24 protein-coding genes are annotated in these 22,476 nt (G+C 68.4%); 11 read left to right on the forward strand and 13 right to left on the reverse strand.

The features are described 5' to 3' along the window. Positions 1-57 precede the first annotated feature (57 nt). The 3 genes from ACIA76_RS27465 to ACIA76_RS27475 form a co-directional block, all read right to left on the reverse strand. Positions 58-633, reverse strand: coding sequence for a 1,2-dihydroxy-3-keto-5-methylthiopentene dioxygenase (locus tag ACIA76_RS27465; RefSeq protein ID WP_397155531.1), 576 nt, complete (start codon positions 631-633; stop codon positions 58-60). Next, the gene (gene mtnA / locus ACIA76_RS27470; protein WP_397155533.1) at positions 630-2,561 is read right to left on the reverse strand and encodes an S-methyl-5-thioribose-1-phosphate isomerase; all 1,932 of its coding nucleotides are present in this window, start codon (positions 2,559-2,561) and stop codon (positions 630-632) included. Before mtnA ends, ACIA76_RS27465 begins: the two co-directional genes overlap by 4 nt. A gap of 456 nt (positions 2,562-3,017) precedes the next feature. Beyond that, positions 3,018-4,268: a KasA/KasB family beta-ketoacyl-ACP synthase gene (locus tag ACIA76_RS27475; RefSeq protein ID WP_397155534.1), complete on the reverse strand. Its 1,251-nt coding sequence runs from the start codon at positions 4,266-4,268 to the stop codon at positions 3,018-3,020. A gap of 41 nt (positions 4,269-4,309) precedes the next feature. Here ACIA76_RS27475 and ACIA76_RS27480 point away from each other — a divergent pair, with 41 nt between their 5' ends. Both ACIA76_RS27480 and ACIA76_RS27485 read left to right on the forward strand, forming a co-directional pair. Continuing rightward, positions 4,310-4,879 carry a TetR/AcrR family transcriptional regulator gene (locus ACIA76_RS27480; protein WP_397155536.1) on the forward strand — a complete coding sequence of 190 codons (570 nt, stop codon included), beginning with the start codon at positions 4,310-4,312 and terminating at the stop codon, positions 4,877-4,879. A gap of 26 nt (positions 4,880-4,905) precedes the next feature. Next, complete coding sequence (locus ACIA76_RS27485) at positions 4,906-5,343, forward strand: SRPBCC family protein (protein ID WP_397155538.1); 438 nt, start codon at positions 4,906-4,908, stop codon at positions 5,341-5,343. Between the two features lie 6 nt (positions 5,344-5,349). Here ACIA76_RS27485 and ACIA76_RS27490 read toward each other — a convergent pair whose 3' ends face one another. From ACIA76_RS27490 to ACIA76_RS27515, 6 genes are all read right to left on the reverse strand, one after another. Continuing rightward, positions 5,350-5,907 (reverse strand): sugar O-acetyltransferase, encoded by a 558-nt coding sequence (locus tag ACIA76_RS27490; RefSeq protein WP_397155540.1) that lies wholly within the window; start codon positions 5,905-5,907, stop codon positions 5,350-5,352. Between the two features lie 16 nt (positions 5,908-5,923). Further along, positions 5,924-6,148, reverse strand: a complete 225-nt coding sequence (locus tag ACIA76_RS27495) for a hypothetical protein (RefSeq protein ID WP_397155542.1) — start codon at positions 6,146-6,148, stop codon at positions 5,924-5,926. A 38-nt stretch (positions 6,149-6,186) separates the two neighbouring features. After that, on the reverse strand, positions 6,187-6,969 hold the full coding sequence (locus ACIA76_RS27500) for an HNH endonuclease family protein (RefSeq protein WP_397155544.1): 783 nt from the start codon (positions 6,967-6,969) through the stop codon (positions 6,187-6,189). A gap of 130 nt (positions 6,970-7,099) precedes the next feature. Next, positions 7,100-7,585, reverse strand: coding sequence for a hypothetical protein (locus ACIA76_RS27505; protein ID WP_397155546.1), 486 nt, complete (start codon positions 7,583-7,585; stop codon positions 7,100-7,102). A 56-nt stretch (positions 7,586-7,641) separates the two neighbouring features. Continuing rightward, positions 7,642-8,034, reverse strand: coding sequence for a VOC family protein (locus tag ACIA76_RS27510; protein ID WP_397155548.1), 393 nt, complete (start codon positions 8,032-8,034; stop codon positions 7,642-7,644). A gap of 35 nt (positions 8,035-8,069) precedes the next feature. Further along, positions 8,070-9,191, reverse strand: a complete 1,122-nt coding sequence (locus ACIA76_RS27515) for an NAD(P)H-dependent flavin oxidoreductase (RefSeq protein WP_397155550.1) — start codon at positions 9,189-9,191, stop codon at positions 8,070-8,072. A gap of 185 nt (positions 9,192-9,376) precedes the next feature. On the opposite strand from ACIA76_RS27515, the gene ACIA76_RS27520 reads away from it, so the two are divergent. Then, on the forward strand, positions 9,377-10,270 hold the full coding sequence (locus ACIA76_RS27520) for a 3-hydroxyacyl-CoA dehydrogenase family protein (RefSeq protein WP_397155552.1): 894 nt from the start codon (positions 9,377-9,379) through the stop codon (positions 10,268-10,270). Between the two features lie 83 nt (positions 10,271-10,353). Here the strand turns inward: ACIA76_RS27520 and ACIA76_RS27525 are convergent, their stop codons facing one another. Next, a complete protein-coding gene (locus tag ACIA76_RS27525) occupies positions 10,354-10,722 on the reverse strand; it encodes a winged helix-turn-helix transcriptional regulator (RefSeq protein ID WP_397155554.1) in 369 nt (122 codons plus the stop codon). Positions 10,723-10,812: 90 nt separating this feature from the next. Between ACIA76_RS27525 and ACIA76_RS27530 the strand changes: the two genes are divergently transcribed. The 6 genes from ACIA76_RS27530 (at position 10,813) to ACIA76_RS27555 (ending at position 15,914) form a co-directional block, all read left to right on the forward strand. Then, entirely contained in the window at positions 10,813-11,253 is a 441-nt protein-coding gene (locus ACIA76_RS27530; RefSeq protein ID WP_397155556.1) for an ester cyclase, read from the forward strand. 39 nt (positions 11,254-11,292) lie between these two features. Beyond that, positions 11,293-11,931 (forward strand): DsbA family protein, encoded by a 639-nt coding sequence (locus ACIA76_RS27535; RefSeq protein ID WP_397155558.1) that lies wholly within the window; start codon positions 11,293-11,295, stop codon positions 11,929-11,931. A gap of 204 nt (positions 11,932-12,135) precedes the next feature. Next, the gene (locus ACIA76_RS27540; RefSeq protein ID WP_397155560.1) at positions 12,136-12,960 is read left to right on the forward strand and encodes an SAM-dependent methyltransferase; all 825 of its coding nucleotides are present in this window, start codon (positions 12,136-12,138) and stop codon (positions 12,958-12,960) included. 83 nt (positions 12,961-13,043) lie between these two features. Then, complete coding sequence (locus ACIA76_RS27545) at positions 13,044-13,910, forward strand: SDR family NAD(P)-dependent oxidoreductase (protein WP_397155562.1); 867 nt, start codon at positions 13,044-13,046, stop codon at positions 13,908-13,910. 100 nt (positions 13,911-14,010) lie between these two features. Further along, positions 14,011-15,264, forward strand: a complete 1,254-nt coding sequence (locus ACIA76_RS27550; protein WP_397155564.1) for a serine hydrolase domain-containing protein — start codon at positions 14,011-14,013, stop codon at positions 15,262-15,264. Between the two features lie 209 nt (positions 15,265-15,473). Continuing rightward, complete coding sequence (locus ACIA76_RS27555; RefSeq protein ID WP_397155566.1) at positions 15,474-15,914, forward strand: SRPBCC domain-containing protein; 441 nt, start codon at positions 15,474-15,476, stop codon at positions 15,912-15,914. A 96-nt stretch (positions 15,915-16,010) separates the two neighbouring features. Here the strand turns inward: ACIA76_RS27555 and ACIA76_RS27560 are convergent, their stop codons facing one another. Then, on the reverse strand, positions 16,011-16,946 hold the full coding sequence (locus ACIA76_RS27560) for a LysR family transcriptional regulator (RefSeq protein WP_397155568.1): 936 nt from the start codon (positions 16,944-16,946) through the stop codon (positions 16,011-16,013). 71 nt (positions 16,947-17,017) lie between these two features. Here ACIA76_RS27560 and ACIA76_RS27565 point away from each other — a divergent pair, with 71 nt between their 5' ends. Further along, positions 17,018-18,253, forward strand: a complete 1,236-nt coding sequence (locus tag ACIA76_RS27565) for an MFS transporter (protein ID WP_397155570.1) — start codon at positions 17,018-17,020, stop codon at positions 18,251-18,253. A 178-nt stretch (positions 18,254-18,431) separates the two neighbouring features. Here the strand turns inward: ACIA76_RS27565 and ACIA76_RS27570 are convergent, their stop codons facing one another. Both ACIA76_RS27570 and ACIA76_RS27575 read right to left on the reverse strand, forming a co-directional pair. Next, positions 18,432-19,571, reverse strand: coding sequence for a GGDEF domain-containing protein (locus ACIA76_RS27570; RefSeq protein WP_397155572.1), 1,140 nt, complete (start codon positions 19,569-19,571; stop codon positions 18,432-18,434). A gap of 307 nt (positions 19,572-19,878) precedes the next feature. After that, positions 19,879-20,370, reverse strand: a complete 492-nt coding sequence (locus ACIA76_RS27575) for a DUF5666 domain-containing protein (protein WP_397155574.1) — start codon at positions 20,368-20,370, stop codon at positions 19,879-19,881. A gap of 869 nt (positions 20,371-21,239) precedes the next feature. Here ACIA76_RS27575 and dinB point away from each other — a divergent pair. Continuing rightward, positions 21,240-22,475 (forward strand): DNA polymerase IV, encoded by a 1,236-nt coding sequence (gene dinB, locus ACIA76_RS27580; protein WP_397155576.1) that lies wholly within the window; start codon positions 21,240-21,242, stop codon positions 22,473-22,475. Position 22,476 lies beyond the last annotated feature (1 nt).

Consider the following 22,476-nt stretch of genomic DNA (forward strand, 5'->3'; position numbering starts at 1 on the left):
TTCGGCATTCGCAGGGCCCTGCGTGGTTACGCAAGCTGCCTCCTTCGGGCCTGATGCTCATGCCGCGGTGAGCAGTTCGTCGAGGGTCGGGAAGTTCTGGCCGATGGGGTCGCCGGTGAAGTCGCCGATCCAGCCGTCTTCCTCTTCGAAGAACCGCACGGCGACGAAGTCGGGGCGGGTGCCCATATCGAACCAGTGCCGGGTGCCCGCGGGCACCGACACCAGGTCCCCGCCCTCGCAGACGACCGCGAGGACTTCACCGCCCAGGTGCAGATAGAAGCAGCCGCGTCCGCCCGCGAAGAAGCGGACCTCGTCCTCGGCGTGGCGGTGTTCGGACAGGAACTTCTCCCGGGCGGCGATGGCCTTGGCGGGCCATGCGGGATCGTCGGCGTCGGGGTGGATGCGGGCGACGTCGATGTGGTGGTAGCGGCCGTCGGCGTTCAATTCGCCGATGCGGTCGGCGTATTCGGCCAGCAGGTCGTCGGTGGGGGTCTTCGCGTCGAGTGCGGCGGTGGCCCAGCGGTCGAAGACGATGCCGCGCCGGTTCAGTTCGGCGCCGATCACCGCGGGGTCGGCGGTGCGCAGGCGCACGTCGGCGGCGTCGTTGTCGGCCATGATCTGCAGCAGGGTCATTCCGATTCCTCCTCGGACCCGAGATGGTGTGATCCGATCGTGGTGCGACCGGTCAGTGTCGCCAGTTCGCACATCGCCTCGAGGCATTCGGCGCGATCGCGCGCCTGGGCGAGGCTGTCGCCCCAGGCGGTGATGCCGTGGCCGGCGATGAACAGGACCGGCGGCGCATCCGGATGCGCGATCAGATGGCGTTCGATATCGGCACCGATGCGCGGAACGTCAGCGTGATTGGAAAACACCGGTATGTCAATGGTTTCCGTCGCCCCGAGCCCCTTGATGAGCTCGTACCCGGCGTAGCGCAGCACCCGCGGCGCGCCCCCGGGCCCGGTATCGGCCTCCGCGCCCCCGGACGTCGTCACGGCCTCCGCGCCTACGGGCTGGGTTGTCTGCGCACCCACGGGCTGCGTGGTGGCGTCTGCCTGCACCGACTGGGTACCTACAGGCGCGGCAGTGGCGGGCACGCCAGCGGACGCAACGGTGGCGTGCCCGCCCACCGACTGCGCGGTGGCGTGCGGCGGGTGCACATGCACCACGGCCTGCGCCCCGGTCGCCCGGTACACGGCGGTGTGAATGGTGGTCTCCGCCGAGGGCCGTCGCGTGCCCGAAACGGGCTGGGAGTCGGCGATATTCACCGTCACCATGTCCGCGGCGGACAGCTCGCCCTTGGACAGGCCGCTGCCGGTGACGATCGCGGTCCCTGCGGCGCGCACCGAGACGTTGCCCGCGGTCCCGGGCATCCAGCCGCGGGTGTAGAGCCCGCGGGCGATCTCGGCGATTTCTCGTTTCGCGGGTTCGGTGTCGAGCTGTTCGGACAGGAACTTGCGCGTCTTCTGCACCACGGTTTCGACGTACTGGTCGGCACGCTGTGCCAATGTGCGCACGATGTCGGAATCGTGGTGGGCGCCAGCGGCTCTCGAACCGTCGACGGCGGCCGCCCACCGCGGGGATGTCGAGGGCAGTGCGCCGTTTTCGGTGACGACCGCGGTCACCAGTTCGGGTGGGGTGACATCGAATGCGGGGTTGAAGACCTCGGTGCCCTCCGGTGCGGTGGCCACTCCCCCGATCTGGGTGACTTCGATCGCGGCGCGTTCCTCGACCACGATCCGGTCGCCGGTGGGTGTGTGGGGGTCGCGGGTGGATTCGGGGGCGACGACGATGAAGGGGATGCGGTGGTGGTGGGCGGCCAGGGCCAGGGTGTAGGTGCCGATCTTGTTGGCGACCGAGCCGTCGGCGGTGATGCGGTCCGCGCCGACGATCACGGCGTCCACGCGGCCGGTGGCCATGGCCCAGGCGGCGGCGGAGTCGATCGTGAGCCGGTGGGGGATGCCGGCTTCGGCCAGTTCCCATGCGGTGAGCCGGGCGCCTTGCAGCAGTGGCCGGGTCTCGTCGACGAGGACGTTGTCGATGGCGGATCGCTCGTGCAGGACGTGGATCGCGCCGAGGGCGGTGCCGAAGGCGGTGGTCGCGAGTCGTCCGGTGTTGCAGTGGGTGAGGATGCGCAGCGGCCGGTCGGGGCACAGTCGCTGGATCAGGTCGGCGGCGTGGGTGGCGGCGGCGCGGTTGGCGCGGCCGTCCTCGGCGAGCATGTCGAGTGCCTCGTCGAGGACGGCTTGCGGGCCGTGTGGCAGTTTGGCGAGCGCGCGGCGCACACCCCATGCCAGGTTCACCGCGGTCGGCCGGGCCGCGGCGATGCGGTCGGCTTCGGTGCGCACGGTGTCGGGATCGCCGGTGTGTGCGTGGGCGGCCAGGACCACGCCGAACGCGCCGGCTACTCCGATGGCGGGTGCGCCGCGGATGGCGAGTGTTTTGATCGCGTCGATGACCTGGTCGACCGTGGTGATCCGCAGCTCGCGCAGCTCACGTGGCAGTGCGCGCTGATCGATGGTGACCATCGCCCCATCGATCCATGCGATCGAAACCTCATTCATCCCGCATCCCTCACCTCGATCCGGACAGCCAGTCCAAACTACCCAACCCGGACCGCGGTCGGCACACCAGGTTTGTGGTCGCGTCGATCGCTATGGTGCGGCGTGTGCGTGTGCGCGACACGCTGTCCGGGGGCAGTCGATGCCATGTCGCGTTCGCGCTCCGACCGTTCGGTTCGTATCGTGCGATCCCGCATGCCGTGAAACAGTGCTGCCCGCAAGGGGTTTCAGCGTCCTGGCGTGCGGATTCGTTCCGCCCGGAATCGTCGTGAACCATTCGAATGGGTACTGTCGCACCATAATTCGCTGCCGATCCCGCGACACGAACCATGCGGTCCGTGTCGCCACGCCGAGTTTATCCACAGCAACCGTCAACCCTCATCCTCATCCACAGCTTTCGGTGGATAAGCGTGAACAACCTCAATTCCACATTCGCCGGACAACCTGGGGAGTAAACGATCACGCCCGCCCGAACGCGAGTGTCACGTTGTGCCCGCCGAATCCGAAGGAGTTGCTCAGCGCGTACGACATCGTCTGCCGCCGCGCCTGCCCGTGCACGATATCCAGGTCCACGCCCGCGTCCGGATTCTCGAAATTCAGTGTGGGCGGCACGATCTGCTCGGCGAGGGTGCGCAGGGTCAGGATCGCCTCGAGCGCGCCGACCGCGCCGATGGAATGGCCGAGTGCGCCCTTGGGCGCGTACACCGAGGCGTCCTTGGCCACCGCGGCAATGGCATTGGCCTCGGAGGCGTCCCCGACGGGGGTGGAGGTCGCATGCGCGTTGACGTGATCGATATCGGCGCCGGACAGTCCCGCCGCCGAGATCGCCTTGCGCATGGCCCGCGCCGCGCCCGCACCCTCGGGTTCGGTGCCGGTGATGTGGTAGCCGTCGGAGGTGATGCCCGCGCCCAGCACGCGCCCGAGGATCCGCGCGCGGCGCGCGGTGGCGAACTCCTCGGATTCGAGCACCAGCATCGCGCCGGCCTCGCCGAAGACGAAGCCGTCGCGATCGCGGTCGAAAGGCCGTGAGGCGCGGGCGGGTTCGTCGTTGCGGGTGCTCATGGCGCGCATCATCGCGAAACTGGCGATCGGTACCGCCTCGATATAGCCCTCCACGCCGCCGGCGATCACCACATCCGCCTCGCCGGTCGCGATCAGCCGCCACGCGTGAGCGAGGGCTTCGGCGCCCGAGGAGCAGGCCGAGGTCGGTGCGTAGACGCCTGCCTTGGCGCCGAATTCGAGGCCGACTCGCGCGGCGGAGCCGTTGGGCATCACCATCGGCACGGTCAGCGGCGCCACCTTGCGGTAGCCGCCCGCGCGCATGGCGTCGACCGCGGCGACCAGCGACTCGCCGCCGCCGAGTCCGGTGCCCACGGCCACGGCGAGTCGTTCGCCGTCGACATCGGGTTTGCCCGCCTCGTCCCACACCTGCCGGCCCAGCACCAGCGCCATCTGCTGCACATAGGAGTGGCGGCGCTGCTCGATGCGGGTCAGATGGTCGCCGGGCCGCTGGGTCAACTTGCCGCCGATGCGCACCGGGAGGTCGTATTCGGCGACGAAATCATCGGTCAGCGGGCCGATTCCGCTGTCGCCGCGCAGCAGGGCGGTCCAGGTGGCGTCGAGGTCCGGCGCGAGGGCGGTGGTGGTGGTCATGCCCGTGACGACGACTGCGCGTCGGCCAGGCGTAAGTGAAGCAGTCGTTACACTCATGCGGTCAATGAATACCTGTAGCGGCCGCTACAGTCAACCCCGTGCCCAGACCTCTCGACCAGGCTCGCCGAGCCGAACTGCTGTCCGGAGTGATCGCCTACATCGGCGAATACGGACTGACCGAACTGTCCCTGCGCCCGCTGGCCGACTATCTGGGCACGAGCTCGCGCATGCTGATCCACTACTTCGGCACCAAGGAGCAGATGCTGGTGTCCGCGCTCGAGACCCAGCGACCCGATATCGCGGGCCTGTTCGCCGATGTCCCCGATCTCGATACGCTGCGCCGGCGGCTGATCGAATCGTTCGTGGTGAACAACACCAGCGATTGGGCCACCAGCACCCGCGTGCTGTTCCAGGTGCTCGGTGTCGCCTCGGTGCCCGGCAGTCCCTACGGCGCCTACGCCGCCGAGGCCGTGCATGTCCTCGTCGACGCCCTCACCGAGGTCATCGGTGCGCTCGACCCCGATGTGCGCGACCCGAAAACCACCGCGACCCTGCTGATCTCGGGTATCCGCGGCCTGCTGCAGGACCGCCTGGTCACCGGCGACAACACCCGCGTGTCCAAGGCGGCCCGGCTGCTGATCAACCTGGCCCTCCCGCCAGCATCATGAAACGAGTTTCAGTTATTGTTCCGGCCATGGCTTTTGTGATCGATGACAGCGTGGAGATCGCGGCGTCCGCCGAGGTGGTGTGGAAGGTGCTGACCGACTTCGACACCTACGGCGAATGGAATCCGTTCGTCTCCGAATGCACGACCACCCTGGACCCCGGCTCCCCCATCGATATGCGGGTCCACCTCGGCCCCCGCGAACGCGCCCAGCGCGAATGGATCCGATCCTGCACCCCCGGTGTGGAATTCAGCTACGCCATGAAACCGGTCCCCCTGGGCGCCCTGCACAGTCTGCGTTCGCACACCGTGGCCCCCCTGGGCGCGACCGGCACCCGCTACACCTCCCATTTCGAACTCGGCGGCTGGCTGCGCGCGGTGGTGACCGGTCCGATGGGCGCGGCCCTGCATTCGGGTTTCGCGGGCATGACCGCGGCGCTGAAGACCCGCGCCGAACACCTCGCCTGACCGGCGCTACAGCGCCCGGATCACCCGAGCTGGATTACCTGCCGCGAATACCCGCTCGGGCAGGTCCCGGGTCACCACACTGCCCGCGCCCACCACGGTATTCGCGCCGATGCTCACCCCCGGGCAGACGATGACCCCGCCGCCCAGCCACGCGTTGTCGCCGATATGGATCGGTGCCGCGGTCTCGAAGCGCTCGCGCCGCAGTTCGTGATCGTCGATCGGATGCAGTGCGGTCAGCAGCTGGGCGCGGGGCCCGATGGACACATCGTCGCCGATGACGACCGGCGCGCAATCCATGACGATGGCGTCGTAGTTGAGGAAACTGTTGGCGCCCAACCGGATCAGGTGACCGTAATCGCATTGGAATCGCGGCATGATCCAGGATCCGGGCCCGATACCGCCGAGCAGCTTCTCGAGCAGCGCGCGCCGCAGTTCGTCCTCGCCGGCGCGGGTGGCGTTGAACTGGTCGAGCAGCTCCCCGCAGGCGCGGCGTTCGGCGACGAGTTCGGGATCGTTGTCGCGGTAGGGCTCTCCGGCGAGCATGCGGTGTTTCTGTGAATCCATGCCACCGATCTTGCCGTCAGGTCTCGAATACGGTGGTGTTGCCCGCGGTGTCGCGGGTCGCGGCCACCGATTCGACGGCCGCGGCCAGGTCCGCGGCCGCCGGCCAGCGCAGTGGCGGGGTGCCGTCGAGATTGCCGATGGTGTACCAGGTGTCGGTGGCGCGGTAGCGGACCAGTGCGGTGCCGTCGGAGTCCACGGCGACGTCGAGATCCCCGGAGAGGGTGCCCTCTTGTTCGGTCATGACGGCGACCTTGGCGGCGATCTCGGCGATATCGATGATCAGAAGCCTCCTCGACGGGCGCAGTCGGTGACTGCGGCGCGTAACGCGGTCTGCTCGGCCGGATCCACATTCAACGCGTACTTTACTTTGATCGTGATGTAGTGGGCCACATAGGTGCACCGGAACGCGCCGGGCGGCAGATAGTTCGCGACGTCCTGGTCGCCTTTGGACCGATTGGCCGACGGGTCCGATGCTACGAGATTGACCGCGTCGTTGGCGATATCGCGGCGGGTGTTCTCGTCGCGGGTCGCCGCGCCCGAGCGCCAGGCCTCGGCGAGTGCGACGATGTGTTCGGCGTCCACGCCCCGGGGTTCGGTGATGAACTTGTAGGGCGCGAGCGTGCCGGTCTTGCGGTCGATGACCCCGTACTGATCGCGCCATCCCCCGCCCGTGCCGACGGTCAGATCGCAGGTCTTGGGATCGAGTGTCACCGGGCCCTGCGCGTCGCGCAGCATCATGACATCGCGGGTGGAGCATGTGCTGTATTGCGCGAATTGCGCACCGAATCCGTGTCCGGGGGTGTCGGTGTCCCAGTGCGGGAACTTCTCGCGGCTGTATCCGGTCATCGGGATCTCCGGCGCGACAACGAGTGTCGCGAGCAGATCCGAGATCTCCTGCGCGGAGTGCGCGGTACCCGTGCCTGGCGTGGACCCGGGATCCGGACCGGTCTTCTCGGGGCCCGATCGCGAGGCGATGACCGCGACGGAGATCACGAGCGCCAGCAGCAGGGCCGCGACGCTGACCGGCAGAACAATTCTGGGGCGGCGATATGCACTTCTCATCTTGGGCAACCACATTGGCAACCGGTGCTGGCAATCGGCAAGCGGGACAATGCCTTCAGTTGCCGGAGTCACACCGTGGGCCGCCACTGTCGCCGATCTCACCGGCGCACCCGGAGTGTCGTGCTTGCGGTTACACCTGATGCAGCCACGAGAGGAACAACAGCGCACCCGCGACGGTCACCACCCCGGCCACCGGCACCGGCCACCACGCGCCCTGGCGTGCGAGCCGCGACTGCAGCATCCCCAGTGCCGCGATGATCCCCACTCCGATCGGCGGGGCCACCAGCACTCCCAGCGCGGCGTGCACCGCCCACGCCCCGCCCGGACTCGGCCCGCCCCAGGACCCTTCGAGGTTGCCGTCGGCGATCAGCGGATAGAAGATCCCGCGCACCGCCGCGAGACCGATCAGGAACGCCAGAAACCATGCGAGAAGCCCGAGCGTCACCGACAGCAGCACATGCAGCGCGTGCGCGGCCGCCCCGGCCCGCCGTGCCAACGGTTCTCGCGCGAGCAATCGGCGTTCGGCCCACGCGCGCAGTACGCCGCTGACGCTCGCGGGCAACGCTAGGAGTCCATAGCCCGCATACCTGAGCACCCGCTGCGCAGTCCTGGTCACGGATCGACACCCTACCGACGGTGAAAGGATCGGCGCCGCCCCGAATTCCCCCGTCCTCACGGCGTGAGTACACCCAGCGGGAACAACGGGATATGGGTGGTCAGGCAGAACGGATGCCCCGCCGGATCCAGCAGCACCCGCCACCGATCCGGGTCCGGCTGCGTGGCCGCGCGCCGGGCACCCAGCCCGAGTGCCTCCCGCTCGCCGGAATCGAGATCGTCCACCACGAGATCGAGGTGAATGTGGCTGGGTGTCGGCCCGTTCGGCCATGTCGGCGGGCGATAGCCGGGCACCGCGACCGCGGCGAGGACTCCGCGTTCGGAACGCACTACCGCGACAGTGTCGGCGCGATAAGCGATCTCACCGCCCAGCAGCCGCGCCCAGAACGAGGCGAGTTCGTCGTGGTCGGCACAGTCGAGCGTGATCAGTCCCAGCCGCGCGATCGTCACGGCCCCGATGCTACTGTGCGGCACCGGGTTTCGCCTCAGGCGTTGTTGAGTTTGTTGAGTCGCTCACATGCGCTCAGGTAGTCCTCGATCAGTCGCCGCATGACCTCGGCGGTGCGTTCCACCCTGGTCATCATGCCCACCACCTGGCCGACCGGGTTGAAGTTGACGTCGCGGGCGGCCTCGGGATAGCGGTGGCCGCGTTTGACACCGTCGAGTGCGACCATCATCTGCAGCGGCATCGGCAGCGGATCGGGGGTCTCGGCGCGCTCCCACGCGTCGGTCCAGTCGTTGCGCAGCATCCGGCACGGTTTACCGGTCCACGACCGCGAGCGCACGGTGTCGTGACTGGAGGCGTCGATATAGGTTTGGCGTTGTGCCGCGGGCACATTCGCCTCCTCGACGGTCAACCAGATCGAGCCCGTCCACGCGCCCGCCGCGCCCATCGCCAGGGCCGCCGCGATCTGGGCTCCGTTGCCGATGCCGCCCGCGGCCAGTACCGGCAGGTCACCGACCGCGTCGATGACCTGCGGCCACAGCACCATCGAGGAGATCTCCCCGCAGTGTCCGCCGCCCTCGGTGCCTTGGCAGACAACGAAATCCAGTCCCGCGCGCTGGTGGTTGAGCGCGTGTTTGACCGATCCGCACAGCGCCCCGATCAGCCGCCCGGAGTCCTGCACCTGCTTGATGACATCCTCCGGTGGGGTGCCCAGTGCGTTGGCGACCAGTTTCGCTTTGGGGTGGCGCAGGATCACCTCGAGTTGCGGGGCGGCGGTGGTGGCGGTCCAGCCCAGCAGTTGATGGTGGTGCTCGTCGGCGGGCAGGGGCGGGACGCCGTGGTCGGCGAGGATCTTCTCGGCGAAATCGCGGTGGCCTTGGGGAACCAGTGTGGCCAGTTCGGTTTCCAGCTCCTGCGGGGTCAAGCCCTCGAGGGCTTGACCCTCGTAGGTGGAGGGGATGACCAGATCCACGCCGTAGACGCCGTGCACGTGGTCATCGAGCCAGGCCAGTTCGACCTCGAGCTGGTCGGCGGTGAATCCGACCGCGCCCAGCACGCCGAGCCCGCCGGCGTTGCTGACCGCGGCGGCCACATCGCGGCAGTGGGTGAAGGCGAAGATCGCCACGTCGATCCCCAGTCGTTCGCAGAGCTCGGTACGCATGCCCACAACACTAGAACACGTTTCATATTCAAGCCAAGGGTTCGATGAACGGGACTGTTGAACTGGGCCGATCCCGCAGTAGGCGGCGGAAACCTGTTTCAGTGAGGTGTGGGTCCCTGCCGCCGCGCCGGGCTGGCCGTAGAGTCCGAACCGGATGGTCGGGTTCGCGGTCGAAGGGAGTCGTAGTGAATGTGCCCGCCGATTACCCCGAGCGGCCGGTCGCGGTGATCGGCGCCGGTGAGCGCGGCCGCGCGATCGCGATGATGTTCGCCACCCACGGCGGTCTGGTCCGCATCCACGACATCGACGCCCACCACGGCGCCGAGGCCGTCGAATTCGCTACCGCGCATCCGGAATCGCCGCGCGGCCGCGTCGAATTCACCGCCGAGCTGACCGAGGCCACCGACGGCGCGTGGCTGGTCGTCGAGTCGATTCCCGAACGGCTCGAACGCAAACAGGCACTGTTCGCGCGACTGGAGTCGGTGAGCGCGCCCGACACGATCCTCGCGACCGACTCCGCCTACGCCAGCCGCGCGATCGTGGCGGGCCTGTCGAGCACCGGACGCATGCTCAACATCCATTTCACCGCACCCGCGCACAGTGCCACCGTCGAAGTGATGTCCTGCGGTGACACCTCCCAGCGCGTCCTGGATTTCCTGATGGCCGCGCTCCCCGCCTACGGCCTGCACCCGTTTCTGGTGCGCCGGGAAAGCATGGGCTTCGTCGTCGATCGGATCTGGGCCGCGATCACCCGCGAAGCACTCGACATCGTCGCCGAGGGCATCGCCACCCCCGCCGATATCGACGACCTGTTGCGCCACAACCTCGCCGCGACGGTCGCACCGTTTCGCGCCATGGACACCGCCGGCCTGGATACCGTCTACGACACCGAAGCGCACTACGCCGCCGGGAACCCGAATCTGTCCAGCGCCCCGCGACAGTTGTTGCGCCGCTACATCGATAGCGGCAAACTCGGCGAGAAATCCGGTGCGGGATTCTATTCCGACTACCCCCGGCCCGAGGCCGCCGAGGCCACCGGTGCGGAACTGCCCGTCGACGGCGGCGCCTCGCAGCCGTGAGGGATCAGTAGCCGACCGCCATGTCGTCGCAATTCTTCTGCGCCGCCGCCGAACTGGCCACCCGCGAAGTCGATCCGGCTGGTTCACTGCATGATCGGCGCACCAGCGATCGTCAGGGAATCGGCTACCGTGCGGGGAAGATCGCGCTCGGCCCATGCGGCCATCGCGGCCAGCACCACATCCAGGCGCCGGCCCGCCGGGGTGAGTTCGTATTCCACGCGCGGGGGCACCTCGGCGTAGGCGGTGCGGGTCACCAGCCCGGTCTCCTGGAAACGCTGCAACCGCGACGACAGTGTCTTGGGACTGATTCCCGGCAGCGCGGATCGCAACCGGGAGAACCGGGTCGGCCCGGCGAGCAGCTCCCGCACGATCAGCGTCGCCCACGGACCGTCCAGCACCACCAGGAACCGCGCGATCGGGCATTCCGGCAACAGGTGATCGACCTCACTCATCCCCACTCCAATAGTTCATTTGAAGTAACTGATTCCCTCAGGGAACTATAGCGGTGAATCACCCGCCAGCAAACCCCAGGAGAACGTGACATGAGCCAGACGTCCCACGAGATGGTGCGCACCGCCGAGACCACCGCACTGCGCGTGGCCAGCCGCAACTACCAGCTCTACGACACCGGTGATATCGCCGGAGTCGACGAGGTCTTCGCCGCCGACCTCGTCGATCACAATCCGGTACCCGGGGCGGCCGGCGCGGTCGAGGGCATGCGCTTTCTGGTCGAGCAGGTGCGCGACGGCTTCACCGGCACCGAGCACCGAATCCTGTTCCAGCAGGAGCTGACCGGCGGCTGGGTGGTCAACCACTGGCGGATGACCGCTACCCACACCGGCGACGCATTCGAGCTCACCGCCAGCGGCAAACCCGTGGCATTCAACGGCACCGACCTCGTCCGCGTCGTCGACGGCAAGATCACCGAGATCTACCACGTCGAGGAACTGCTGCAGCTGACCCTGCAGGTCGCCGCGCACTGAACCCGGTGGCGCACCACCACTTTCCGAAAGGCCACGACCATGGCGACACCCACCGCGCGGCTGATCTACGCCTACGACGCCTACTGCGGCTGGTGCTACGGATTCACCCCGTGGCTACGCCGCGCCCTCACCGATCGACCGCACGTGCGGGTGGAGGTGATCTCCGGGGGCCTGTTCACCGGCGCGGCCCGCGTCCCGATCCGCGAACTGCGCCACATCCCCACCGCACGCCATCGCGTCACCGCACTCACCGGCGCGGTCTTCGGCCCGGCATTCCTGCACCTGCTCGAGGACGGCGACTTCGTGATGGATTCCGAGGATGCCGCGATCGGCCTGTCCGGGCTGCGCGCCCTGGCCCCGGACAGGGCCCTGGACTTCGCCTCCCAGCTGAGCTATGCCTTCTACCACGACGCCCGCAGCCTGTCCGATCCGGACACCTATCGTGGCATCGCCGAACGCCACCGTCTCGACGGTGACGCCGCCGCGGCCGCGCTCACCGATCCCCGCCACCGCCGCCGGGCCCACACCGAATTCGCCCGCGCCCGGGATCTGGGCGTGCGGGCCTACCCGACTCTGCTCCTCGACACCGGTTCGGGCCCACGGATTCTCGACGCCCTGCACACCGCACCGGAGCAGATCGGAGAACAACTCGACCACGCCCTGTACGCGGCCCGCTGAATGCGCTGAGCAAGAACAGAGTTCACGGACCGGTGGCATCGAGTAGTCGAAGCCGGTTGCTCACAAAGCATTTCGTCGCGGGGACGGTTAGCCTCTGCGTGTGGGGCGCGCAGAGGACACCGCGAATCGGTTGGCCGCCAACGCTTCACCCCGACCACTCGATGCGAGACCGTCGACCTGCCGCACCACCGAGGAGCCCCCGGGATGAACGCCCCCGACTTCGAACCCCGTGACATCGACGCCAGCCGCCCGTCGGCCGCGCGCCTGTACCACTACTACCTGTCCGGCGAGGCAGTGTTCGGAGTCGACAAGATCTTCGCCGAGCACCTGTTCCAGCTGTTCCCCTACGCCGACGCCTGGGCACACCACAACCGCAAGTTCCTGCGGCGCGCGGTGAGATTCATGGTCGCCCACGGGATCCGGCAGTTCCTCGACATCGGATCGGGCCTGCCGACGGTCGGCAACACCCACGAGATCGCCCGCCTGGGCGCACCCGATGCCCGGGTGGTGTACGTCGACAACGACCTCGAGGCGGTCAACCGCTCCGATGAGCTGCTGCGCCACCAAGGGGTCACCGACACCGTCGCGGTGATCGAGGCCGACCTGCGCGATCCCGACTTCATCCTCGACCACCCCGACACCGGTCGGCTCATCGACTTCGGTGCGCCGCTGGGCCTTCTGATCGTCAGCGTCTGGCCGTTCATCCCCGACTCCGACCACCCGGCCGACCTGATGGCGCGCCTGCGCGGGCGGCTGCCCGCGGGCAGCTTCGTGGCCATGAGCCACGCCTCGATGTCGGAGGTCGGCGACGACCTGACACGGCTGGCCGCCGAGATCTCCGAGATGTACACCGACACCTCCGATCCCCTCACCATGCGCGACCGCGACGACATCGCGGCACTGTTCGACGGCCTCACACTCGTCGAACCCGGCCTGGTCTACGCCGCGGACTGGCGACCCGACGAACCGGTGGACCCCAGCGACCCGGCGCGCCCGGGTAACTTCGCCGCCGTCGGATACAAGCCGTAATCGGTTCGAGCGCACCGTGATTGCGCCGTCGAGGCATAATCGTGGCCACTACTGATCCCTAGAGTTCGCGCCGGAGGAAAACGATGTCGCTGCCGTTGTCGGGAAAGGTCGCCGTCGTCACCGGCGCGAGCAGAGGCGTGGGCAAAGGCATCGCCCTGGAACTCGGTGCCGCGGGCGCCACGGTGTACCTCACCGGGCGCACCGTCACCGCCGGACCGCTGCCCGGCACCATCACCGAGACCGCGGCGCAGCTCACCGCGCTCGGCGGCACCGGGATCGCGGTGGCCTGCGATCACCACGACGACGAACAGGTCGCGGCGCTGTTCACTCGGATCGACGCCGACCACGGATCCCTCGACATCCTGGTGAACAACGTGTTCTCCGCCCCGGATCTGGCCCAATGGCTGCATAAACCGTTCTGGGAACTGCCGATTCACGTCTTCGACGAGGTCCTCGCGATCGGCCTGCGCTCCCATTACGTCGCCGGCCTGTACGCGGCGCCACTGCTGTTCAAGACCGACCGGCCCGGGCCGGTGATCGTCAACATCTCCTCCTCGGGCGCACAGTCCTACGGCCACAACGTGATGTACGGCGTGGGCAAGGCCGCACTGGACAAGATGACCGCCGATATGGCCGTGGAACTTCGCCCGCACGGCATCGCGGTCGTCTCGATCTGGCCGGGCCTGGTCCACACCGAACTCCTCGCCACCGCCGCCCGCGCGACCGCCGACGGCCGCACCGTCGTCGACATCCCCGGCGAGGGCACCTTCGATATCACCCACGCCGAATCCCCGCGATTCGTCGGCCGCGCCGTCACCGCCCTGGCATCGGACCCCGACCTGCTGCAACGATCGGGCGGAAAACACACCACCGCCGAACTCGCGACCCGATACGGCTTCACCGACATCGACGGCACCGGACCGGGCGCGAGGCTGCGAACCGGCGCCTGAGGATCGATGGGCGATGGGCGAATGCGCCCCGACAACTCGCGCGGCTGCTCGACCAGCTCCCACACCGACCGAGACGCCCCTGAACTCCTATCATGGGCCGGTGACTGTGGATACCGGCACGTGGGTGCCGATCACCGAAGACCTCGACTCGGTGACCGACATCGGGCCCGAGGACGATCCGGCCGAGGCCGGTCTGGGACGCGACGCGATCGAGTCGATCTGGGAATCGGTGCGCGAGTGGTACCGCATGGGAACCACACCCGCGATTCAGGTATGCCTGCGCCGCAACGGGAAGATCGTGCTCGACCGGGCGATCGGACACAGTCGCGGCAACGCCCCCGGCGAGCACCCCGACACCGCGAAGACGCTCGTCACCACGCGGACACCGTTCTGCGGATTCTCCACCGCCAAGGGCGTCTCGGCGACGCTGATCGCCATGCTCGTCGAGGACGGCGTCTTCGCGCTGAATGATCCTGTCTGCCGATACATTCCGGAATTCGCCGCACACGGCAAGGCCGCGATCACCATCGGTGAGGTGCTGTCGCATTCGGCGGGCATCCCCTTCCTCACCCCACCGTATCGAGGCTTCGACGTGGTGGTCGACGAGGAGCTCGCGGTGCGCGCACTGACCGATCTGGTGCCCAGCTGGCGACCGGGCCGGCTGCGCGTCTATCACGCCCTGACCGGCGGCCTGATCCAACGCCTGCTCGTACAACGCGCCACCGGCCGGCGGATGGGCGAGCATCTTCGGGACCGAGTGCTGCGGCCGCTGGGATTTCGGTGGACCACCTTCGGCGTCGCGCCCGAGGATGTCGACGAGGTCGTGACCGGTGTGCGAGTCGGCCCCGGCCCGTCACGCATGTGGCGCCATCTCGCGCGCAAGGCACTCGGCGGCGGCATGGGCGGGGCGATGTCGCCGGAGGCGACGCGGGCCTTCCTCACCGCGGAACTGCCCTCGGGGAACCTGGTCACCACGGCGTGGGAGCTGTCGCGGTTCTATGAAATCCTCACCCGCGGTGGGGAACTGGACGGAGTGCGGATCATCGGGCCCGAGGCGTTGCGGGCCGCGATCGGTCCGGCGCCGCGGATGCCGGGCCTGGCCGGACGGGTCAGCGTCGCCGGATTCGAACTCGGCGCCCGTCGCTCGAAATTCGGGCGCCACACCGAAACCCATTTCGGCCGTAGCGGATTGACCACCCAATACGGGTGGGCCGATCCGGCCCGCGGCCTCGCGGGCGCGATCCTGACCAGCGGCAAGGCCACCACCGACACCGAACGCCCCTGGCAGCTGTGCGCGCGGATCGCCGCCGTCGTCGACCCGCTCGACCCCGCCGACCGGATCTTCACCGTCTGACCCGACCCGCATCGGGTGGTAGGACCGGGTGATGATCGCTCGGCTGAGGGTGAGGGCGGTGCCGGCGCGGCCCGGCGACGGCGGTCAGGTCACGGTCGGTGACGGGATCACGATCATGGTCATATCCGTAGTCTGCCGGGTTCACCCGCTGCGGCCGGTCGGCGTGGAATGCTGTCTGACATGGCGGAACTGGTAGGGGCGGTGGGGCCGTGATATCGGATGCGGAGTTGAATCCCGCGGCGGTCGAGATCGGGAGCTTCTTCCCGCAGTCTCCCGAGGCGGTATGGGGTGCGTTGACCGAACCGGACCTGCTCGAACGGTGGTTGATGCGACCGACCGGGTTCGCCGCGTCGGTGGGGACGCATTTCCTGTTCGAAGTCCACACCCAGCCACCGACCGAGATCGCCTGCGAGGTGCTCGCGGCCCTGCCGCGCGAACGGCTGACCTACAGTTGGGTCGATCTGCGGGCCGCGCGCCCGGCACGGTGGATCGTCGACTGGCTGGTCCGCCCGCAAGGCCGCGGCACGCGACTGCTGCTGACACAGACCGGATTCGACATCGAGGACCGCCGGCAGAAGATGACCCGCAATGCCATGGAACGCGGCTGGAAGGGCAGCCTGGCGCGACTGCGCGAGATACTCGACCACTGATCCGCCCGCTTCGGTGGCGACCAGCCATTTCGCGTAGGTGACCTTGCGGCCGGGCGGAGTGGTCATGGCGGTCATTCCTTGTCGTCGATGAATTCTTCAGGACCGCTGGGCGGTCCAGGTGGTGGTGATGTCGTCGGCGACATCACCCAGCAGCGCCAGGAACACCTCCACCAGCGGGGTCAGTGACGTCTCGGTCGGGGTGACCGCGTGAACCGTGCGGTGCAGTCGCGGGCGCGCGAGAGGGCGAGGCACGGTGCCGGGCACCCGGGTCAGGGCCAGGCGGGAGACGAGCGCGACGCCGATACCGGTGCCGACCAGGGCTTGCGCGACATCGTAGGAGGCGGTCTGGAAACGGATCGTGGGCGTGAATCCGGCGCCGGCCGCGGCCCGGTCGAACTGCTCGCGCGCGGCGTCACCGGCGACGATGGTCACCCACGATTCCTCACGCAACTCCTCGAGGCGCATCGGGACCTCACGCAGGGCGGGCGCGGCCAGGCGATGATCATCGGGAAGGACCACCACCAGCGGGTCGACCAGCAAATGATGCACACGGACATGCGGGGGCGGGTCGGCGGGCGGGCCCCATCCGGCGATGACGGCCAGATCGAGCCTGCCCGCAGCGATTTCGTCCATACCGTCATCGGAGGCCACGTCCTGCACCGAGATGTCGGCGTCGGGATGGCGGTGGCGCAGCGCCGTCAGCGCGTGCGGGAGCAGATGCAGGGTCGCGGCGTGGAATGCGCCGACCCGCAGGCGCAGTGACAGATGCCCCAGCAGTGCGTCCAGGCGCACCGCGGCCTCGCTCATATGCCGGTCGATGGCGTGACCGTGGGTGGCCAGTACCGCGCCCGCGGCGGTGAGTGTCGCCCCGGTCGGTCCGCGTAAGACCAACGGCACCTTCCATTCCCGCTCCGCGCGGGCGACCTGACCTGTCACCGCGGCGGGGGTGAGGCCCAGGGCGTGCGCGGCCCGGGTGAGCGAACCATGGCGTTCGATGAGGGCGAGCAGCCGCAGCTGCCCCGGATCGGGCATTCACCAATCTTAAGGGCAGTGCCGAATTGCGTTACTTCTCTTAATGTCTCGGGTGCGTGAGGCTGGTCGACGTGTCCGCAACCACCCTTGACCGACGCCGCGACCCGCCCACCCCGCGACCGATGATCCGAATGCTCGCCGCCGCCTACGCCCTGACCATCGCCAATCTCAACTACTGTCAACCGCTGCTGCCCAACATGTCTCGCTCCTTCCCCTCGACATCCGCGACCGCGATGCTGCCCGCCAGCGGGCAGATCGGGTACGTGCTCGGACTGGTGCTGGTCGTACCGCTCGGCGACCTCGTCGCCCGCCGCCCGCTGGTGTGCGTCCTGTTGTGCACCGACGCCACCGCTGCGGTGGCCACCGCCACCGCACCCACGGTGGAGATCCTGCTCGCGGCGGGGGCGGTGATCGGCGTCACCAGCGCCGGGGTGGTCAACGTCCTGGTGGCGTATGCCGCCGATCTGGCGACCCCGGCGCGCCGCGGCTGGGCCGTCGCGACGATGCTCGGCGCGGGGATGACCGGAATCCTGGTGTCGCGCACCGCCGCCGGGCTGATCGCCCAGCAGTCGGGCTGGCGGCCGGTGTATCTGATCGCGGCCGCGATCACGCTCACCCTGGCCGGTGTGCTGGCCTGGCTCATGGCCTCGACACCGCCGCCGCTGCGGATGCGCTACCGCGACCAGCTGCGCGAGACCGCGCTACTCGCGGTGCGGGTGCCGATGCTGGCCCGCCGATCGCTGATCGGGGCGTGCGTCGCCGCGGCCTTCTCCGCGTTCTGGGCGACCGTGGCGTTCCTGCTGGCCGGACCGCGGTATCACTACAGCGATTCGGTGATCGGATTGTTCGGGCTACTCGGGCTGGCAGGGGTGTTCGCGGTCCGGATGATCGGCCGCTACACCGGCCGCGGGCGGCGCCACGCCGTCGGTGTGCTGCTCGCGGTGGGACTGGCGGCGTTCGTGCTGATGGGGATCGGCGGTAGCCATCTGGGCTGGCTCCTCGCCGCCATCGTGCTCATGGACGCGGCCGTGCGCGGCACACATCTGCTCAATGCCACTGTGGTGTACGGCGTTTCGGGTGATGGGCGCTCCCGGGTCGCCTCGGTGTACATGACCGGCTACACCCTCGGCGGTGTCGTCGGCGCGGCCGCCGGTGCGACGGCGTACCGCTGCGCGGGCTGGGCCGCGGTGTCGGCGACCGGTGCGACGTTCATGCTGGCGGGTCTGGCGGTATGGGCCTTCCACCACTGGGTCGCCCCCGCCGACGATTCGACCGTCCTCGAAGCCCGGGCCGCCTCGAGGTCGTAGGGTCGGAGCCCATGGACCTGGACTGGACCACCCAGCTCGCCGAGCAACTGGATTGGCATGGGCACCACCAGTGACGCCCGCGGCTGGACGGTCTCACCGACACCGAGTACTTCTGGGAGCCGGTGGCCGACTGCTGGAACCGGCGAGGGCAGCGGGGCCGGTTCGGTATCGACTTCGCTCATCCCGCACCGCGACCGGCGCCGGTCATCACCATCGCGGTGGTCTCGGCGGTCACGACGGCGTTGCCGCCGGAGTGTTTGGCTTGATACATCGCGGAATCGGCACAGCACAACAGGTGTCGTATGGTCGAGGGCTTCACCGCGAGTTCCGTGTCGGACACCGCGACCCCGACGCTGGCAGTGATCGTGACAGGCAGATCCGGCACGGTCTCGACCGCGCTGCGCAGCCGCTCCGCGATCACCGGTGCCGGTTCTTCGTGCACGCTGCCGATCACCACGAATTCCTCGCCGCCGGTGCGCGCGACAATGGCATCGGCATCGATCGCCGATCGCAGGCGATCGGCGATCCGCATCAACGCCGTATCGCCGAAGAGGTGACCGAACGTGTCGTTCACGGCTTTGAATCGGTCCAGATCCAGGGTGGCCACGTATACCGAGCCGGGGCGCTCACCGGTGCCCGCGCAGTGCCGTCGCAGGTAGTAGTCCAGCCCCCGCCGGTTCATCAGCATGGTCAACGGATCCGACAGCGCGTCCAGATACCACAGCCAGTGACACAGCAGCATCGTCACGAACGCGACGCCGATCGTCGACCCCATGATCAGAATGATGGCGAGACCGAGTGCGTAGATACCGGTCGCACCACCGAGCCGCGGTGAGCCATCGGTCATCAGCAGCACCACCGCGGCCAGTTCGGTGACCAGCGCCCAACAGCCCTGCAGAGCCAGCACCCGCGGCCCATGGAAACACCCGTACCCGCTGGTGATGACCAGAAGGACCGTCACGATCACCCCGTAGAGGCGGTCCTGAACGGTCAGCGCGCCGACGGTGACAGCGATATCGGCGCACACCAGCCAGACCAGCGACTCGGTCTCCCCGGGCCACGGCAGCAACCACCAGCGCAGCGCCCACACTCCGGCAAAGGCGGCCAGCATCCCGCACACCATCGTCCCGAAAGCACCGTGCGCGATTTCCCGGGACGACCACGACAATACGGTGATCGCGAAGAAGACCGCACCGCCCGCGGCGATCATGAACTTCACCCGCCCCAGCAGCGAATGCGCGTGGAGTTTGTTGACCAGGGAGCGGTAATCGACTTGGTATCGCCGCCACGACCCGAATGTGAATTCGAAGTCGGTCATCGAGTCACCGCCTTACATCGCCGACAGGGTCTCCAGCCGGTGCCCGGACAGTATCTTCGGGCGTGACGTAATCCCGTAGCCAGAAAATAGCATATTTCCGACTGGAAGTACCGTACTGTCGAGGCCCCGGCAGGGGCCATGGAAACCGGTCCATCCATCAACCCTCGCGTATTACTCGGTCGCGTCGTCGGCAGACAGTGCGCGCTGCGCCAGGCGTCGGTGGAACGTCCAGAAATGCCACGACCCGCGCTGTTCGGATCGGCCGGCGCGGGTCGGGCGAGGGTCGACCGGCCGTGGCGATCCGGATTCAGTTGGTCGCCGGTGCGCCGGTAGTGGTCGGTGCCGGGTTGCCGGAATGGTTGCGGGGCTGTGAGATTCGGGTCGCGGTGATGCTGGTGCCCGATGCCTGACCGTCGATCATCACCTGATTGCCGACCGCGAATTGGGATTGGGTTTCGGGTTGGTTCTTGCTGCCGAAGGTCGTCGACGACGTGATCGTCACGGTCTCGGTGCCACCCTCACGTGTGGTGATCGTCCAGGTGTTCCCGTTCTCGGCGGCGATCGTGCCGAATACCGCGTGTCCCCGATGCGAGCCGGGCGCGGCCGACGCCGGCGCGGAACTGGTGGGTCCCGCCGACGAGGTCGGTGCCGAACTCGAGTTGCCGGACGAACCGCAGGCCGTCAGCATCGCGGCGAGGACTACGCCGCCCGCGGTACCGATCAGCAGGATTTTGCGACGACGTGCCCGTGAGTGTGCTGCCGAACCGGACCGGGACCCCGAAGGTGTCGAATGTGTCATGGCGGCAACGCTATTCGCCATCCTTGGCAAACCCCTCGGTGCAGCCTGTCAGCTGGCTCAGTACCGCGTCCGGACAATAGCCGATTCCGGGTGGAGTCAGCGGTGGTCGCGGTGACGGTGAGTGCGGCTGCGGCGCTACGAGCCGTCACCCGTGGCGGGGTGGTTTCGCTGAGCCGCGACGGTGGCCTCGGTCAGTTCGACCAGGTGGGTGAGGGTTTCGTTGACCGGGGTAGGGATGCCGCCCGCGGTACCGCGGGTGGCGATCGCTCCGATATCGAGCCGAACCGGAAATGGTTGCGCGGAGGAAGCCGATACCCGAAAGCGTACGTTTTCGGCGGAATGTCGCGAATGCTCTGCTTCGAATCGCGTGCGTGCGCTACTGTCCCGTTGACCACTACCTGATGTCAGTCCGAGTACGTTCTTTCGTTTGTCTCGGCCGGGTGGTCCAGCCTCCATCCGGCTGACCGTTCCGGGCTCCGCTCACCATGGCTCGACAGCGACGAACAGAAGGAGAACGACATGCTATCGGGAGTCGGATTCGGAGTTGGCTTAGTACTCTCTCTCGTTTTTGACATGGGTGGGTTGATCGAGTCTGCGGTGGCACCCATCGCCATCCCGTTTATAGGTTCGATTGCATCCCCGATCGTGCTTGCGGGCTTCCTACTCGAGGGGCTTGGCGCTCTGATAGCGATGACCCTCACCGGCCTCGCTGGGTGAGGCAGTCGTCGCCTCGGATCACCCCCGCTGCTTCCGCTGGGTATAGCTGTGCGCCCATGCGGCGCATCCAACCGAGACAGCGCGCCGTCCAACCCGTCCACTGCTATCGGCTCTCAAAGTTTGGCGCACCAGACCCCGATCCATGCGAACATATGTTCGTGTCGCAGTCCGTCTCCACCACCCCGCCGCGCACCCCCGCGCGGGCCGAGGCGTCGATTCTGCACGCCGATCTGGACTCCTTCTACGCCTCGGTCGAGCAGCGCGACGACCCGTCGTTGCGGGGCAGGCCCGTGATCGTGGGGGCCGGGGTGGTATTGGCGGCCAGCTACGAGGCCAAGGCGTATGGGGTTCGCACGCCGATGAATACGCGCCACGCGCTGCGGTTGTGTCCGCATGCGGTCGTGGTGTCACCGCGGATGCCGGCGTATGCGCGGGCCAGTCGGGACGTGTTCGAGATCTTCGGTGACACCACGCCCGAGGTGGAGGGGATCTCGATCGATGAGGCCTTCCTCGATGTCGGCGGATTACGCGCGATCGCGGGCGATCCCGCCCAGATCGCCGCGCGGCTGCGCACCCGGGTGCGCGAGCGGGCGGGGCTGCCGATCTCGGTGGGTGTGGCGCGCACCAAGTTTCTGGCCAAGGTCGCCTCCGCGGTCGCCAAACCCGAAGGGCTGCTGGTGGTTTCGCCGGATCGGGAACTGGAGTTCCTGCATCCGCTGCCGGTGGAACGGCTGTGGGGCGTCGGCGCGCTCACCGCGCGGACACTGCGTGAGCACGGCATCACCCGCATCGGTCAGCTGGCAGAACTGGGTGAGGGTGGCCTGCGCCCACTGCTCGGCCCGGGCGTCGCCCGGCACCTGTACGCCCTGTCGTGGGCGCGCGATCCGCGCCGCGTGGACACCGGTCGCCGCCGCCGATCGATCGGGGCGCAGCGCGCCCTGGGCCGGCGCCCACGCTCGGACACCGAGATCGACGCGTATCTGCACGGCCTGGCCGACCGGCTGGGCCATCGGCTGCGCGCGGGGAACCGCGTCTGCCGAACCGTGGTGCTGCGCCTGCGTTTCGACGATTTCGGCCGCGCCACCCGCTCACACACCCTGCCCGAGGCCACCGCCAGCGGCACCGTCATCCTCGACACCGCCCGCGCGCTGCTGCGCGCGGCCACACCGCTGATCCACGACCGCGGCCTGACCCTGATCGGCCTGGCACTGACCAATCTCGACACCGCCGACACCGTCCAGCTCACCCTCCCGTTCGAACCACGCGCCGACGCGACCCTGGACGCCACCCTCGACCGCCTGCGCGACCGCTTCGGCGCCGGAACCGTCACGCGCGCGGCACTTCTGGGCCGCGGCGAAGGCCTGTCGGTGCCACTACTGCCGGACTGAG

This window comes from Nocardia sp. NPDC051570 (assembly GCF_044454005.1).
Lineage (GTDB): Bacteria > Actinomycetota > Actinomycetes > Mycobacteriales > Mycobacteriaceae > Nocardia.